Source organism: Variovorax sp. OV084 (genome assembly GCF_900111625.1).
Lineage (GTDB): Bacteria > Pseudomonadota > Gammaproteobacteria > Burkholderiales > Burkholderiaceae_C > Variovorax.
This window is the reverse complement of sequence record NZ_FOII01000001.1, coordinates 246,056-261,616: the sequence shown is the minus strand read 5'-3', so window position 1 is coordinate 261,616 and position 15,561 is coordinate 246,056. Positions and strand designations below refer to the sequence as shown.

Genomic DNA, 15,561 nt, shown 5'->3' with positions numbered 1-15,561 from the left:
AATGTGAAAGAAGGTGTCCAATGAACCCATCTCGCAGGGAATGGTTGAGCAAGGCGGCGTGGGGCGCACTGGCGCTGGGAAGCGGCATCGTCCGACCGGTCATGGCCCAGTCCACGCGCGCGGCGGGCGGCACACCGCGTGTCGTGCTGCTCGGGCAATCGGTGCCTCTCACCGGCAGTGCCTACGAAATAGGCACCGCCTTCGCCGCCGGCAGCCGCCTCGCGGTGAGCGACTTCAACGACAAGAACGCCGCCACCGGCCTGCAGCTGAAGCTGCTTCAGCTCGACGACGGCTACGACGCGGCCCGCGCCGCCGCCAACGCGCGCACCCTGCTCACCACCAACAAGGCCGACATGCTCTTCGGCTTCGTCGGCACGGCCAGCAGCGAGGCCGGCGCGAACGTCGCCACGCAGCAGGGCAGCCTGCTGTTCGCGCCCTTCGCGGCCTCCGACACGCTGCGCGGCGCCGAACACCCCAACGTGTTCCATGTGCGGCCCGGCATGATCGACGAGGCCCTGAAGATCGTGAAGCAGTGCGCCACCGTGGGGCAGACCCGCATCGCGCTGGTGGGCGACGACGACGCCATGGGCCGCGCCGGCCTGGCGGCCGTCGAGCAGGCCATCACCGAGCTCAGGCTCACACCGCTGGTCGCGAGCGCGCTGGTGCCGCCCACCGGCAACAAGCTCGATGCAGCACTGAAGACCGTGCAGCAGCAATCGCCCCAGGCCATCGTGCTGGTGTCGCTCTCGGGCACCACGGCCAACGCCATCCGCGCGCTGCGCAAGAGCGGTTACTCGGGCAGCTTCATGGCTTTTTCCATCGTCGGCATCGACCCGCTCTACGCCACGCTGGGCAAGGACATCGGCGGCATCGTGATCTCGCAGGTGGTGCCGTCGCCGCGGCCCTCGGCCATTCCCATCGTCAAGGAATACCTCGCGGCCGTGGACAACTCCGACCAGACCGCGTCATACGAGGGCCTCGAGGGTTTCATCGCGGCCAAGGCGGCCGGCGAAGCGGTGCGCCGCGCCGGCCGCGGCTTCAACACCGCGAGCCTGCAGCGCGTGATGTCGGGCATGACCGACTACGACGTGGGCGGCTTCCGCATCAACCTGCGCCCGGGCCTGCGCGACAGCGTGCGCAACATCGACCTGATCAGCATCTCCGCCGACGGCCGGGTCTTGCGCTGACGGCAGCAGGCGACCCTAGCCCGTGCTTACCAGCTTCTGCAGCGCATCGAGCGACAGCAGCTCGATGCGCCCGTAGCCCAGCGCGACCACGCCCTCGCCCGCCAACGCATTGAGCTCCTTCGACAGCGTCTGCCGCGTCACGCCCAGCATCATCGCCAGCGCTTCCTGCGGCAGTTGCAGCTCGTGCCGCAGGTGCACCGACTGCGTGGCATCGCCGCGCGCCAGCACCAGCAGCCGATGCGCCACGCGGGCGCGCAGGCTGCGCAGCGTGGCATCTTCGGTCAACCCGTAGAGCATGCGCACGCGCGCCGCCAGCATCGCGGCGATGGCGTTGGAAAAGACCACATCGCGCATCAGCTGCCCGAAGGCCTCGGGTGGCACCATCAGCAGGTCGAGCGCCTCGAGCGCGGTGGCGTCGTGCGTGCGCGGCGAGCCGTCGATCAGCGTGATCTCGCCGAACCAGTTGCCGGGCTCCAGCACCGCGAGGATGGCCTCGCGCCCGTCCTGGCGCAGCGATGAAATCTTGATGGTGCCCGCCACCAACCCGTAGAAGCCGCCGCCCGCCGCGTGAATGGGATCGCCCTGGCGAAACACCATTGCGCCGCGCCGCACGTGGTGGAGTTCGGCCGCGCCCAGCAGCGCCTCGCGCTGGGCGCGCGGCATGCTCATGAACCACGGATTGCCCTCCAGCGCGGCGCGGTGCGCAGCGGAAAGACGCGGTCTAGAGGAGGCAGCCATGGGCATGAACCGCTGCGAGGCGGGGGTTTACCAGAACCCCACATTGTCAAATTCTTGACAGTTCAAGGTCAAGCGCAGGCATACAGTGGCCGGCACCCCACAAGAACGGAGACCCCAGCGATGAACGCACGCGCAAGTTTCAAGAGCATGCAGGAAAGCACGCGCGAAGACTGGCAACTGATCGGCGGCGAATTCATGCAGTTCACGACCGGCCTGCCGGCGCGCGTGATCAAGCACCTGCAGATTCTCGAAGGCGACTACGGCGGCTTTCCGGTCGACCGCTACACCCACTCGCTGCAGACCGCCACCCGCGCCCTGCGCGACGGCCGCGACGAGGAGTACGTGGTGTGCGCGCTGCTGCACGACATCGGCGACACGCTGGGCAGCTTCAACCACCCCGACATCGCCGCCGCCATCCTCAAGCCCTTCGTGAGCGAAGCCAACCACTGGATGGTGCAGAACCACGGCATCTTCCAGGGCCACTACTTCTTTCACCACATCGGCCTGGACCGCGACATGCGCGACAACTTCAAGGACCACCCGCACTACGAGCGCACGGCCGAGTTCTGCGCGCTCTACGACAACCCCGCCTTCGACCCCAAGGCCGAGACGCTGCCCATCAGCGAGTTCGAGCCCATGCTGCGCCGCGTGATGGCGCAGCCGAAGCAGAGCATCTACAAGGCCGCGCTGACCGAACCCGCGGCCGCCTGACATCGACAAGAGGAAACCATGAACGCCTTCTCCCAACCCGAAATCCAGAAGCTCGTCTCCGCCGAGGAGTGGCAGCTTCGCGTCGACCTCGCCGCCTGCTACCGCCTGGTAGCGCTCTACGGCTGGAGCGACCTCGTGTTCACGCACATCAGCGCGCGCATTCCCGGCCCCGAGCACCACTTCCTGATCAACCCCTACGGCCTGATGTTCGACGAGATCACCGCGTCGAGCCTGGTCAAGGTCGACCAGCAGTGCAACAAGATCATCGACTCGCCCTACCCCGTGAACCCGGCGGGCTTCGTCATTCACAGCGCGGTGCATGCCGCGCGCGAAGACATCCAGTGCGTGCTGCACACCCACACCAAGGCCGGCATCGCCGTCAGCGCGCAGAAGAACGGCGTGCTGCCCATCAGCCAGCAATCGACCTTCGTGCTGGCCTCGCTGGCCTATCACGACTACGAAGGCGTGGCCTTCCGCGACGACGAAAAGCCGCGCCTGCAGGCCGACATGGGCAGCGCCAACTTCCTCATGCTGCGCAACCACGGCCTGCTGACCTGCGGCAAGACCATTGCCGACGCCTTTCTTTCGATGTACACCTTCGAGAACACCTGCCAGATCCAGATTGCGGCGCAATCGGGCGGCAGCGAACTCACGCAAGTCAACCCGAAGATCGTCGAGGGCGTAGGCCAGGCGATGAAGGTGCAGACCGGTGGCCTGGGCGGCCAGTTCGTCTGGCCCTCGCTGATCCGCAAGCTCGACCGCATCGACGACAGCTACAAACAATAAGACAGCGTCGACCCCGGTTTCCACGGCTGCCAGCGCCTGCACGACAGGTGCTGGCGGCTATTTTTTTACGCATCAAAACTACAAGAACCACCGAGGAGACAAACCCAATGGACGCCACCGTCATCGTTACCCGCTTCCTGTTCGGCGCGCTCGCGCTTGTGATGTTCGGGCTCGGGCTTTCGCTTTCGCTCGCCGACTTCAGGCGCCTCTTCAAGCACCCGAAGGCCGTGACCATCGCGCTCGTGCTGCAGGTCATCGGCCTGCCGCTGGCTTGCTACGCGATCATCGTGGGCTTCGGCCTGTCGCCCGTGTTCGCGGTCGGGCTGATGCTGCTCGCGGCCTCGCCCGGCGGCATCTCGGCCAACCTGTTCTCGCACCTGTTCGGCGGCAACGTGGCGATGAACATCTCGCTCACGGCCGTGAACACGCTGCTGTCCATCGTCACGCTGCCGCTCATCGCGAACTGGGCCATCGGGCACTTCGCTCAAGGCGGCCAGGTGGTGCCGCTGCAGACGCGCAAGCTGGTGGAGGTGATCGCCATCGTGCTGGTGCCGGTGGCCATCGGCATGTTCGTGGCCTCGCGCAGCCCCGGCTTCGCGGCGCGCATGGAAAAGCCGACCAAGATCTTCAGCGGCGTCGTGCTCGCGGTGGTGACGGTGCTCGCCATCGCCAACGAGTGGAAGACCATGGCCGCCACCTTCGCCGAGATCGGTGTGCCGGTGCTGCTGTTCAATCTCGTGAGCCTGCTCGCGGGCTACTACCTGAGCCGCGCCGCGGGCCTCGACAAGCCGCTGGCCACCGCCATCAGCTACGAGATCGGCATCCACAACTCCACGCTCGCGATCTTCATCGCGGTGAGCGTGCTCGGCAGCTTCCAGCTCGCGCTGCCGGCGGCCATCTACTCGGTGGTGATGTACATCACCGCGCCGCTGTTCGGCTGGCTGCTGTTGCGCCGGCCCGCACCGGCCGCCGTGCCTGCGCGATGATCGGGCGATGGAACTCCGGCAACTGCGCTACTTCGTCAAGGTCTGCGAGCTTCGCAGCATGGGCCGCGCGGCGGTCGAGCTGGGCGTCGTCACCTCGGCGCTGAGCCAGCAGATCAGCCGGCTCGAAAGCGAGTTGTCCACCCGGCTGCTGCAGCGCAGCTCGACCGGCGTTGCGCCCACCGATGCGGGCGTGGCCTTTCTCCACCAGGCCCAGCTCACGCTGCGCCATGCCGACGACGCGGTGCGCGCCGCGCAGCAGGCGCGGCTCTCGGGCCACGTGAGCGTGGGCCTGGCACCCACCACCGCCACGGTGCTCGGCGTGCCGCTGATGCGCGCCATGCGCGAGCGCTACCCCGAGGTGCGGCTGCACATGGTCGAAGCGCTGTCCGGTCACCTCACGACCATGTTGCAGGCGCGGCAGCTCGACCTGGCCGTGCTGTTCCAGACCGACACGCCGCGGCGCTGGAGCGTGACCCCGCTGCTGGCCGAGAAGCTCTTCGTCATTGCATCCCCCACGCTGCCGCAGCGCCCCACCGGTGCCCGCGTGCGCCTGTCGCAACTGGCCGAACTGCCGCTGATACTGCCCAGCGGCAGCCATGGCCTGCGCGCCACGCTGATGGCGGCCTTCGCCCGGGCGCGCATCGCGCCGCGCATCGTGGCCGAGGTCGACGGCCTCGCGCTGCTGATGGATGCGGTGCGCGCGGGACACGGCGCCACCATCCAACCCGGCGCCGCTACCGCACGGCACGACCGCGACGACCTGCAGCTCACGCAGATCGCCGACGCGCACGTGGGCCGCCGCAACCTGCTCGTGAGCCTGTCGGACGACGAGCTCTCTCCCGCCGCGCTGGCCACCCGCGTGGTGATGGCCGACACGGCGCGCGCCCTGGTGCGCGATGGCAGTTGGACAGGAGCAAGTCTTCTCGAAAACTGAACACCCGTTGCCCGGATCGGCCTTTCGCCTGAAGGCCGGCGTGCCTAGAGTCTCCCGTATTCCAAGGAGACCCACGAGTGATAGATGTTCTGGTTGTCGGTGGCGGCAATGCCGCGCTGTGCGCCGCCCTGATGGCACGCGAGGCCGGCGCCTCGGTGCTGCTGCTCGAAGCCTCGCCCAAGGCATGGCGCGGCGGCAACTCGCAGCACACGCGCAACCTGCGCTGCATGCACGACGCCCCGCAGGACGTGCTGATCGAGGCCTACTCTGAAGAGGAATACTGGCAAGACCTGCTGAAGGTGACCGGCGGCCTCACCGACGAGCATCTGGCGCGCCTGGTGATTCGCGCCTCGTCGAATTGCCGCGACTGGATGCGCAGCCACGGCGTGCACTTTCAGCCGCCGCTGTCGGGCGCGCTGCACGTGGCGCGCACCAACGCCTTCTTCATGGGTGGCGGCAAGGCGCTGGTGAACGCCTATTTCCGCAGCGCCGAACGGCTGGGCGTGCAGATTCGCTACGACACGCCCGTGGCCTCGGTCGAACTCGATGGCGACCGCTTCATGGCCGTGCGCACCGAAGCCGGCGAGCGCATCGCCGCAAGAAGCTGCGTGCTGGCCGCCGGCGGCTTCGAGTCGAACCGCGAGTGGCTGCGCGAGGCCTGGGGCCGGAACGAGCGCGGCGAGTGGCCGGCCGACAACTTCCTGATCCGCGGCACGCGCTTCAACCAGGGCGTGCTGCTGAAGCACATGATCGCCGCGGGCGCAGACAGCATCGGCGATCCGTCGCAGGGCCACATGGTGGCCATCGACGCGCGCGCACCGCTGTACGACGGCGGCATCTGCACGCGCATCGACTGCGTGTCGCTCGGCGTGGTCGTCAACCGCGAGGCGAAGCGCTTCTACGACGAGGGCGAAGATTTCTGGCCCAAGCGCTACGCCATCTGGGGCCGGCTCGTCGCGCAGCAGCCGGGGCAGATTGCCTGGTCGGTCATCGACCAGAAAGCGGTCGGGCGCTTCATGCCGCCGGTGTTCCCCGGCACGCAGGCCAACACGCTCGGCGAACTGGCACGCAAGATCGGCCGCGACGAAGCCACCTTCGTGCGCACGGTGGAGGACTACAACACCGCCTGCCATGTGGGCCGCTTCGACCACACCGCGCTCGACGACTGCCACACCGAAGGCCTCGCGCCAGCCAAGACGCACTGGGCGCGCCCCATCGACACAGCGCCCTTCTACGCCTACCCCGTGCGCCCCGGCATCACCTTCACCTACCTCGGCCTGAAGGTGGACGAAACAGCAGCCGTGCGCTTCGGCGGCCGGGCCAGCCCCAACCTGTTCGTGGCCGGCGAAATGATGGCCGGCAACGTGCTCGGCAAAGGCTACACGGCGGGCGTCGGCATGAGCATCGGCACGGCCTTCGGGCGCATTGCCGGCACGCAGGCCGCGAACGCGGCAAAGAACCTTTCGAAGAAATCCCCGGAGACCGCCCTTGCAGCAGCTCACTGATCTCGTCGCACGCGCCCGTGCGGATGCCGACGGCATCGGTGGCGGTGCCACGTCGCGCGTGATCCCGATACAGCCCGCCCTTCCGTTGACAGCGAGCGAAGGCGAAGTCGCCCGCATCCTGCAGATCTGCAACGCCTGCCGCTACTGCGAAGGCTTCTGCGCCGTGTTCCCGGCCATGACGCGCCGGCTCGAATTCGGCAAGGCCGACACGCACTACCTCGCCAACCTGTGCCACAACTGCGGCGCCTGCCTGCACGCCTGCCAATACGCGCCGCCGCACGAGTTCGCGGTGAACGTGCCGCAGGCGATGGCGCAGGTGCGCATGCAGACGTATCACGACTACGCCTGGCCGCCTGCAATGGGTGCGCTCTACCAGCGCGCGGGCCTCACGGTTGCGCTCGCTCTGGCCGGTGGGCTCGCGCTCTTCCTGGTGCTGGCAGTGGCGATGTCGGGCTCGCTGCTGCACGAGCCGCTCGCGGGCAATTTCTACGCGATCTTTCCGCACAACTTTCTCGCGCTGGTGTTCGGCGCGGTGTTTCTCTTCGTGATGTTCGCGCTGGCCATGGGCGTGCGGCGCTTCTGGCGCGAGGTATCGCCGTCGCGCGACAACGTGCCTGCCGAAGTGACCGGCGTACGCAACGCAGCCAGCGCCGAGGCCGCGCAAGACGCGCTGCGCCTGAAGTACCTGGGCGGCGGCCACGGCGAAGGCTGCAACAACGAAGACGACCGCTTCACCCTGTGGCGCCGGCGTTTCCACCACTTCACCTTCTACGGCTTCATGCTGTGCTTCGCGTCGACCTGCGTGGCCACGCTGTACCACTACCTGTTCAGCCTGCATGCGCCCTATGCGCTCACCAGCCTGCCCGTGCTGCTGGGCACCGCGGGCGGCATCGGCCTGGTGGTGGGCCCGGTCGGACTGCTGTGGCTGAACCTGCGGCGCGACCCGGCGCACGGCGACGCGGCGCAGCGCCCCATGGACCGCGGTTTCATCGCCCTGCTGCTGCTCACCAGCATCACCGGCCTTGCGCTGCTGGCGTGGCGCGACACGCCCTTCATGGCATTGCTGCTGGCGGTGCACCTGGGCGTGGTGATGGCGCTGTTTCTCACCCTGCCCTACGGCAAGTTCGCGCACGGCATCTTCCGCTCGGCCGCCTTGCTGAAGTTCGCCATCGAGAAGCGCCTGCCCAACCGCCTGCAGCTTGGCGCCGACTGAATGAACCCCATGCATCCGAACGAAACCCCATGACACAACCCGGCGTACTCCAGATTCCCTCCATGAAGGGCCGATGCTCCGATGCCGAATGGCAGGCCCGCATCGACCTCGCGGCCTGCTACCGGCTGGTGGACCTCTATGGCATGTCCGACATGATGGCCAACCACATCTCCTCGCACGTGCCGGGCGAGAAAGGCGCCTTCCTCATCAACCCCTACGGAATGATGTACGAGGAGATCACCGCCTCCAGCCTCATCAAGGTCGACCAGGACGGCAACATCCTCTCGAAGCCCGACTTCGGCGAGCTGGACTACGGCATCAACAAGGCCGGCTACGTGATCCACAGCGCCGTGCACGCGGCACGGCCCGACGTGGCCTGCGTGATCCACACGCACAGCTGGGCGTCGATGGCGGTGTCGTCGCTCGAATGCGGCCTGCTGCCGCTCACGCAAACCGCCATGCGATTCCTGAAGATCGGCTACCACGACTACCAGGGCGTGGTGCTGAACACCGAGGAGCAGGCCTCGCTGCTGGCCGACCTGGGCGACCGCGAGGCCGTGATCTTCCGCAACCACGGCGCGCTGGTGGTGGGCCGCAGCGTGGGCGAAGCCTTCAACTGGATGCACCGGCTCGAGCTGGCCTGCCGCGCGCAGATCGGTGCGATGTCTTGCAACACGCTGCTAAGGGCCGTGCCGCAGCAAGTGCTGGAGGAAACCTGGAACAACTACCAGCCCGGCACGCGCCGACCCTACGGCCTCATGGAATGGCCTGCGCTGCTGCGCAAGCTCGACCGGATGGACCCGGGCTTTCGCGACTGAACACCAGACCGACTACCCACGAGAACACAACAATGACACGAGACAAGCCTTCTTCCCGCTTCTTGCAAAAGCTCTTCTGCGCCACGGCACTGCTGGCCGCCGGCCTCAACGCCACCGCACAGACGGCCTACCCGAGCAAGCCCGTGCGCGTGGTCGTCGCCTTCACAGCCGGCGGCACCACCGACATCCTCGCGCGCGCCGTCACGCAGCACATGTCGGAAAAACTCAAGCAGTCCTTCATCATCGACAACAAGCCCGGTGGCGGCGGCAACATCGGCACCGAATTCGTGGTGCGTGCACCGGCCGACGGCTACACGCTGATCGTCAATTCGGTCGGCCCGATGGCCGTCAACCAGACGCTCTACAAGAACCTGCCCTACGACCCACTCACCGACCTTGTGCCGGTGGTGCAGATCGCCGACGTGCCCAACGTGCTGGTGGTGAACCCCGAGGTGCCCGCGAAGACGCTGGAGGAATTCATCGCCTACGCCAAGGCCAACCCCAACAAGCTGAACTACGGCTCCACCGGCGTCGGCACCTCGTCGCACCTGTCGAGCTACATGCTCAGCAAGCGCATCGGGGCCGAGACGCTGCACGTGCCCTACAAGGGCGCTAACGCGCTCAACGACCTGCTCGCGGGCCGCGTGCAATTCATGTTCGCCACCATTCCATCGGTCATCGCGCACATCAAGGCGGGCAAGCTCCGGGCCATTGCGGTGAGCAGCCAGAAGCGCTCGCGCTCGCTGCCCGACGTACCGACCGTGGCCGAGAAGGGCTTCCCCGATTTCTCCGCCGGCTCGTGGTTCGGCTTCTTCGCGCCCAAGGGCACGCCAGCCCCGGTGATCGCGCTGCTCAACAAGTCGGTGAACGAGGCGCTGCCCTCGCTCGAGGCGCAGATGATCCGCGAGGGCGCCGACCCGGTGGGCGGCACACCCGAGCAGTTCGGCAAGTTCACGCGCCAGGAGTACGAGAAGTGGAAGGCGATCGTGCGCGAATCGGGTGCGACGGCCGAATGAGCTCGCCGCTGCGCATCCTGATGACGCCGCAAGCCGCGGCGCAGACGGCGCCCGGCCTGCCCGCGGCGCTCGGCGACCGCACCCACGTGGTGGTGAACCCGGGCGACGACGCCGACGTAGCTTTTGTCTCGCGCGACGTCACCGGCCTGTCGACCAAGCACGAGGTGCTGCCGCACACGCAGGCCTTTCACGACGCAATGCGCCACGCGCCCTCGCTGCGCTGGGTGCACGCGCATTCCGCGGGCGCCGACCGGCCGGTGTACGGCGAGCTGCGGGCGCGCGGCGTGGAGGTTACGACCTCGTCGGGCGCCAACGCCGGCGTGGTCGTGCAGACCGCGCTGGCAGGCGTGCTGATGCTGGCGCGGCAGTTTCCACAGCTGCTGGCCGCGCAACGCGCACGCACTTGGTCGCCGCTCATGGGCAGTGGCCTGCCGCGTGATCTTGCGGGGCAGACGGCAGTGGTCGTCGGCTGGGGGCCGATCGGGCAAGGCCTCGGTGCGCTGCTCGCGGCGCTCGGGCTTCGTGTCGTGTCCGTGCGCGGGAGCGAGGCCTCGGCCGCCGCGCCAGCCCACCAGAGTGTGAGCTACGAACAGCTGCACACAGTGCTGCCGAAGGCGGACTGGCTGCTGCTGGCCTGCCCGCTGAGCGATCGCACGCGCGGCCTCATCGATTCGGCGGTGCTGGCGCGCATGCCCGCCGGTGCGCGGCTCGTGAACGTCTCTCGCGGCGAAGTGATCGACGAGCCGGCGCTCATCGATGCATTGCGCAGCGGCGCGCTGGCCGGTGCGTATCTCGACGTGTTCGCGCACGAGCCCCTGCCGGCCGACTCGCCGCTATGGAGCCTGCCGAACGTGATCGTCACGCCCCACAGCGCCGGCCATTCGGACGGCAATGAGGCCCGCGTGGCAGCGATCTTTCTCGACAACCTGCGGCGCTGGGTACGCAACCAGCCGCTGCTGAACCGCGTGGCGTGAAGCGCGCGCTCTTTTCAATAGCCAATAACAACGACGCCACGACATCCAGACCATGAAATCCTCCCTCCCGCACCCCTCGACTTTTCTGCGCACCTGCATGGCCGCCCTGCTGCTGGCCACCGCCGCGGCGTCTTCCAGCGCGGCCGATTGGCCCGCCAAGCCCATCACCCTCGTCGTGCCCTTCGTGGCGGGCGGCACTACCGACATCGTCGCGCGCACCGTGGGCCAGAAGCTGTCGGAAGCGCTCAAGCAGCCGGTCATCATCGACAACCGCGGCGGTGCGGGCGGCACTGTAGGCGCGGCCATCGCGTCGAAGGCGCCGGCCGATGGCTACACGCTGTTCATGGCCACCATCGCACATTCGATCGCGCCGGGCCTCTACAAGCGCCTGCCCTACGACTTCCAGCGCGACTTCGATCCGGTGGCGCTGGTGGCATCCACGCCCAACGTGCTGATCGTGAACGAGAAGGTGCCCGTGAAATCGGTGGCCGAACTCGTCGCCTACATCAAGGCCAACCCGGGCAAGGTCAACTACGGCTCGGCGGGCAACGGCAGCACGGAGCACATCTCGGGCGAGCTGTTTCGTTCAATGACGAAGACCGACATCGTGCACGTGCCCTACAAGGGCGGCGCGCCGATGATGGCCGACCTGATGGGCGGGCAGATCCAGATGGCCATCGAAACCAGCCCCTCGGCCGCACCGCACATCCGCGCCGGCAAGGTGCAGGCGCTGGCCGTGACCACGAAGACACGTTCGCCCGCCTACCCCGGCGTACCCACGCTCGACGAGGCCGGCCTCAAGGGCTACGACATGACCACCTGGTTCGCGCTCATGGCACCGCACGGCACGCCGCCCGAACTGGTGCAGCGCCTGAACACCGAGGTGTCGCGCGTGCTGCAGCAGTCTGACGTGGTGAAACGCTTCGAGGAACAGGGCGTGACGGGCGGCAGCATGAAGCCGGCCGAGCTCGCAACCTTCATCGGCAGCGAGACGACGAAATGGGTGAAGGTAGCGAAGGATTCGGGCGCCACCGCAGAGTAAGCACGGCCCCGGCTATCGGAGAAGACCTACGGCCAGCGCGGAAACCCGCCGAGAGGGCATGGCGGCGTTATCTGCAGAATAGGAGGCCATGCGCATCAGAACCCCGGCTTCCTTTCTCGCTCCCGCCTCCGCCCTTCTCTCCCTCGCGCTCCTGCTTCCCCCTGCATCCGCTGCCCCTGCCGCGGCAGATGCAGCGCTGACGCCCGAGGCCCGCATCGAGGCTCTCATCGCCCGTATGACAGTGCAGGAGAAGGCCGGCCAGCTCACCCTGTACGGCCCCGCCGACATCGACACTCCCAACAACCCCCAGGCCGGCTGGCGCAATGCACAGCAGGAGACTGCCGACGTGCGCGCCGGCCGGCTCACAGGCCTGTTCAACAACGCCGGCCTCGAAGGCAAGCGGCGGCTGCAGCAGATTGCGGTGAACGAGTCGCGCCTGGGCATTCCGCTGATCTTCGGCGCGGACGTGATACACGGCTTTCGCACCATGTTCCCGATGCCGCTGGCCGAGGCCTCCAGCTGGGAGCCGGACCTGGCCGAGCGCACCGCGCGCGCCGCGGCGGTCGAGGCCACGGCCGACGGCTTCCGCTGGACCTTCGCGCCCATGGTCGACATCGCGCGCGACGCACGCTGGGGCCGCGGCCTCGAAGGCGCGGGCGAAGACGTATACCTCTCGCGGCAGTTCGCCGCCGCGCGCGTGCGCGGCTTCCAGGGGTCGGACCTTTCGCGGCCCGACTCGATGCTGGCCACGCCCAAGCACTTCGCGGCCTACGGCGCGGGCGAAGGCGGGCTCGACTACAACGTGAGCGACATCTCGCAGCAGACGCTGCGCGAGGTGTACCTGCCGCCGTTCCGCGCGGCGCTGGATGCCGGCGCGCTCTCGGTGATGAGCGCCTTCAACGAAATCGGCGGCGTGCCCTCCACCGCCAACCACTCGCTGCTCACAGGCGTGCTGCGCGACGAATGGAAGTTCCAGGGCTTCGTGGTCTCCGACTACACGGCCGACGAAGAGCTGGTGGAGCACGGCTACGCCGCCAACCCGCGCGAGGCCGCCAAGCAGGCCTTCATGGCCGGCACCGACGTGAGCATGCAGAGCGGCCTGTACATGCGCTACCTGCCCGACCTCGTGGCCTCGGGCGAAGTGCCGATGGAGCGGCTCGACGAGGCCGTGCGCCGCGTGTTGCGCGTCAAGCAGAAGCTGGGCCTGTTCGACGACCCGATGCACGGGCTCGACGGCCCACCCGCCTCGCAGCGCCCCGAGAACCCCGAATTCATCTCACTGGCCCGCGAGAGCGCGCGCCGCTCCATCGTGATGCTGAAGAACGAGCGCATGCTACTGCCGCTGCCCAAGGCCGGCACGAAGATCGCGCTGATCGGGCCCTTCGCCGAGGGCACCGTCGACCTGATGGGCGCGTGGAGCCTGTTCCCCGGACAGTCGGCACCAGTGGGCATCGACCAGGGCCTGCGCGGGGCGCTGGGGCCCAACTCGTCGGTGAACGTGGTGCGCGGCTCGGGCATCGAGTCGACGCTGCCCGGCGGCATCGACGCCGCGGTGGCGGCCGCGCGCGATGCCGACGTGGTGGTGCTCGCCATCGGCGAGAGCGAGAAGATGTCGGGCGAGGCGCGCTCGCGCAGCGACATCGGGCTGCCGCAAGCACAGCAAGACCTGGCCGAGGCCGTGGCCGCCACTGGCAAGCCCGTGATAGTGCTGTTGAGCAACGGCCGAGCGATGGCGCTCAAGGGCGCGGTGCGCAATGCGCGCGCCATCCTCGTCACGTGGTTCCTCGGCGTGCAGACCGGCAACGCGATCGCCGACGTCGTGTTCGGCGACTTCAACCCCTCGGGCCGCCTGCCCGTGAGCTTTCCGCAAACGGCCGGCCAGGTGCCCTACTACTACGCCCACAAGCGCACCGGCAGGCCGTCGCCCGAGAACGCGCCAGGCACGTCATTCAAGACGCGCTACCTGGACGCGACGAACGAAGCGCTCTACCCCTTCGGCTTCGGCATCGGCTATTCACCGGTGCGCTACGACAACGTCGAGCTGAGTACAGAGCGGCTGCCGATGTCGGAAACGCTGCGCGTGCGCGCCACCGTCACCAACACCGGCCAGCGCGACGCGGAAGAAGTAGTGCAGCTCTACATCGGCCAGCGCGCGGCAAGCGTGACGCGGCCGGTGCGCGAGCTGAAGAGCTTTCGCAAGATCGGCATCGCGCCGGGAGCTTCAGCGGTCGTCGAGTTCACGCTCACGGCCGACGACCTTGCGTTCATCGGCCGCGACATGAAGCCGACCGTCGAACCCGGCGAGTTCGACCTGTGGGTGGCGCCTTCGGCCGCAAACGGCATCCGCAGGCGCTTCGTGCTCACGCGCGATTGACGCCGGGCGTGCAAGGCGCCGCGGCGGCTCAGTAGGTGGTCGCGCCAGTTGTGTTGGTGGCGTGTGTCATCGCCGCATCCGGCTGGTTCGCAGAAGCCACCGGCGGCTGCACCTGCGATTCCAGAACTTCCGTCGGATGGATGCCGGTGTTCGCGCGAATCGCCTCGGCCTGCACCTGCGCACGGTCGGCGCCCGACACAGGCGCCTGCACCTGCGATTCCAGAACCTCTGTTGCGTGAATGCCGTTGTTGGCGCGCATGGCGTCCTCGGCCACCGCATCGCGCGACTGGGTCGAATGCGAGATCTGCGGATAGTCGGGATCGGCCAGCCCGCCTGCGTGCGCGAGCGATGTCAGCACCAGCGCCGGAACGGCGGCAATGCAGAGGGTTGCGATACGAAATCTCATGGTTGTCTCCTTGAGTGATGACGATGAATTCACTCTAGGACGCGGTACTTACCAGGCCGTGAGAGGCCGCTTACGCAGCAGTGAGAGTTTGCTTAGATGAGCGTGAGAAGGCGCGCAACCGGCAAGGGCGCATACTGGCCCACCTTTGCTGCACCGGGGCCTCGCACGCGAGACCCTGCCCCTTTCGATGCCGGGCTATCTACTCAAGCTGGAGCGCATCGCCATCGCGGGTGCCGACGACCTCGTCATTCAATCGCTGCTCGATCGGCAACAGTTCTCGGACCCTTTGGGCACGGCTGCCGCGCAGGGAATCTCTTCTGCCTCGTGGCCAATGTTCGGGCTGCTGTGGCCCTCGGGCGCGCAACTGGCCGCGCGCATGGCATTGCACCCCGTGGTGCTGGGCGCGCGCGTGCTCGAGATCGGCTGCGGCCTCGCGCTAGCAAGCCTGGTCGGCCATCGGCGCGGCAACGACATGACAGCGAGCGACTGCCACCCGCTCGCTGGCGGCTTCCTGCTGGAGAACCTTCGGCTGAACGCCTTGCCGCCCATGAAATACAGGCGCGGCCATTGGGGCATGCAGGAGACCGGCGCCGACGGCGACGTGCACGGCCTGTTCGACCTCGTGATCGGCAGCGACCTGCTGTACGAGCGCGATGCGGAAGGCCTGCTCGCCGCCTTCATCGCCCGCCACACCAGCCCCGCCGCCGAGGTGTGGATCGTCGACCCGGACCGGGGCAACCGGTCGGCATTCAACAGGCAAATGGCGGACGAAGGCTTCGGCATGTGCGAGGAGCGGCTGGACCAGATCGCAACCGTGAGCCGGGCGGCGTATCGGGGGCGGTTGCTGACGTACCGGCGTGCGACTGTTTGA

At 67.8% G+C, this 15,561-nt stretch carries 15 protein-coding genes; 13 read left to right on the top strand and 2 right to left on the bottom strand.

All coding sequences use genetic code 11. From position 1 onward, the window contains the following. Positions 1 to 20 precede the first annotated feature (20 nt). Entirely contained in the window at positions 21 to 1,187 is a 1,167-nt protein-coding gene (locus BMW87_RS01350) for an ABC transporter substrate-binding protein (RefSeq protein ID WP_093073623.1), read from the top strand. Between the two features lie 15 nt (positions 1,188 to 1,202). Here the strand turns inward: BMW87_RS01350 and BMW87_RS01345 are convergent, their stop codons facing one another. Next, the gene (locus BMW87_RS01345; protein ID WP_093075123.1) at positions 1,203 to 1,925 is read right to left on the bottom strand and encodes a Crp/Fnr family transcriptional regulator; all 723 of its coding nucleotides are present in this window, start codon (positions 1,923 to 1,925) and stop codon (positions 1,203 to 1,205) included. 120 nt (positions 1,926 to 2,045) lie between these two features. On the opposite strand from BMW87_RS01345, the gene BMW87_RS01340 reads away from it, so the two are divergent. The 11 genes from BMW87_RS01340 to BMW87_RS01290 all read left to right on the top strand — a co-directional run bounded on the left by BMW87_RS01340 (position 2,046) and on the right by BMW87_RS01290 (position 14,284). Continuing rightward, positions 2,046 to 2,636: an HD domain-containing protein gene (locus tag BMW87_RS01340; RefSeq protein ID WP_093073621.1), complete on the top strand. Its 591-nt coding sequence runs from the start codon at positions 2,046 to 2,048 to the stop codon at positions 2,634 to 2,636. A gap of 18 nt (positions 2,637 to 2,654) precedes the next feature. Beyond that, positions 2,655 to 3,422: a class II aldolase/adducin family protein gene (locus BMW87_RS01335; protein WP_093055891.1), complete on the top strand. Its 768-nt coding sequence runs from the start codon at positions 2,655 to 2,657 to the stop codon at positions 3,420 to 3,422. Positions 3,423 to 3,529: 107 nt separating this feature from the next. Further along, positions 3,530 to 4,408 carry a bile acid:sodium symporter family protein gene (locus BMW87_RS01330; protein WP_093073620.1) on the top strand — a complete coding sequence of 293 codons (879 nt, stop codon included), beginning with the start codon at positions 3,530 to 3,532 and terminating at the stop codon, positions 4,406 to 4,408. A 7-nt stretch (positions 4,409 to 4,415) separates the two neighbouring features. Then, a complete protein-coding gene (locus BMW87_RS01325) occupies positions 4,416 to 5,342 on the top strand; it encodes a LysR family transcriptional regulator (RefSeq protein ID WP_093055887.1) in 927 nt (308 codons plus the stop codon). A gap of 77 nt (positions 5,343 to 5,419) precedes the next feature. Further along, the gene (gene tcuA / locus BMW87_RS01320) at positions 5,420 to 6,847 is read left to right on the top strand and encodes an FAD-dependent tricarballylate dehydrogenase TcuA (RefSeq protein WP_093073618.1); all 1,428 of its coding nucleotides are present in this window, start codon (positions 5,420 to 5,422) and stop codon (positions 6,845 to 6,847) included. Then, positions 6,831 to 8,060, top strand: a complete 1,230-nt coding sequence (tcuB, locus tag BMW87_RS01315; protein ID WP_093073616.1) for a tricarballylate utilization 4Fe-4S protein TcuB — start codon at positions 6,831 to 6,833, stop codon at positions 8,058 to 8,060. Before tcuA ends, tcuB begins: the two co-directional genes overlap by 17 nt. A gap of 29 nt (positions 8,061 to 8,089) precedes the next feature. Next, positions 8,090 to 8,878: a class II aldolase/adducin family protein gene (locus tag BMW87_RS01310; RefSeq protein ID WP_093055881.1), complete on the top strand. Its 789-nt coding sequence runs from the start codon at positions 8,090 to 8,092 to the stop codon at positions 8,876 to 8,878. A 32-nt stretch (positions 8,879 to 8,910) separates the two neighbouring features. After that, positions 8,911 to 9,894 (top strand): Bug family tripartite tricarboxylate transporter substrate binding protein, encoded by a 984-nt coding sequence (locus BMW87_RS01305; RefSeq protein WP_093055879.1) that lies wholly within the window; start codon positions 8,911 to 8,913, stop codon positions 9,892 to 9,894. After that, entirely contained in the window at positions 9,891 to 10,868 is a 978-nt protein-coding gene (locus BMW87_RS01300; protein ID WP_093073615.1) for a D-2-hydroxyacid dehydrogenase, read from the top strand. Before BMW87_RS01305 ends, BMW87_RS01300 begins: the two co-directional genes overlap by 4 nt. Before the next feature lie 52 nt (positions 10,869 to 10,920). Next, a complete protein-coding gene (locus BMW87_RS01295; RefSeq protein ID WP_093073613.1) occupies positions 10,921 to 11,910 on the top strand; it encodes a tripartite tricarboxylate transporter substrate binding protein in 990 nt (329 codons plus the stop codon). Between the two features lie 88 nt (positions 11,911 to 11,998). Then, positions 11,999 to 14,284 (top strand): glycoside hydrolase family 3 N-terminal domain-containing protein, encoded by a 2,286-nt coding sequence (locus BMW87_RS01290; RefSeq protein ID WP_093073612.1) that lies wholly within the window; start codon positions 11,999 to 12,001, stop codon positions 14,282 to 14,284. Positions 14,285 to 14,312: 28 nt separating this feature from the next. On the opposite strand, the gene BMW87_RS01285 is transcribed toward BMW87_RS01290, so the two are convergent. After that, positions 14,313 to 14,690 (bottom strand): hypothetical protein, encoded by a 378-nt coding sequence (locus tag BMW87_RS01285; RefSeq protein WP_093073610.1) that lies wholly within the window; start codon positions 14,688 to 14,690, stop codon positions 14,313 to 14,315. A 187-nt stretch (positions 14,691 to 14,877) separates the two neighbouring features. Here BMW87_RS01285 and BMW87_RS01280 point away from each other — a divergent pair, with 187 nt between their 5' ends. Continuing rightward, a complete protein-coding gene (locus BMW87_RS01280) occupies positions 14,878 to 15,561 on the top strand; it encodes a class I SAM-dependent methyltransferase (RefSeq protein ID WP_093075120.1) in 684 nt (227 codons plus the stop codon).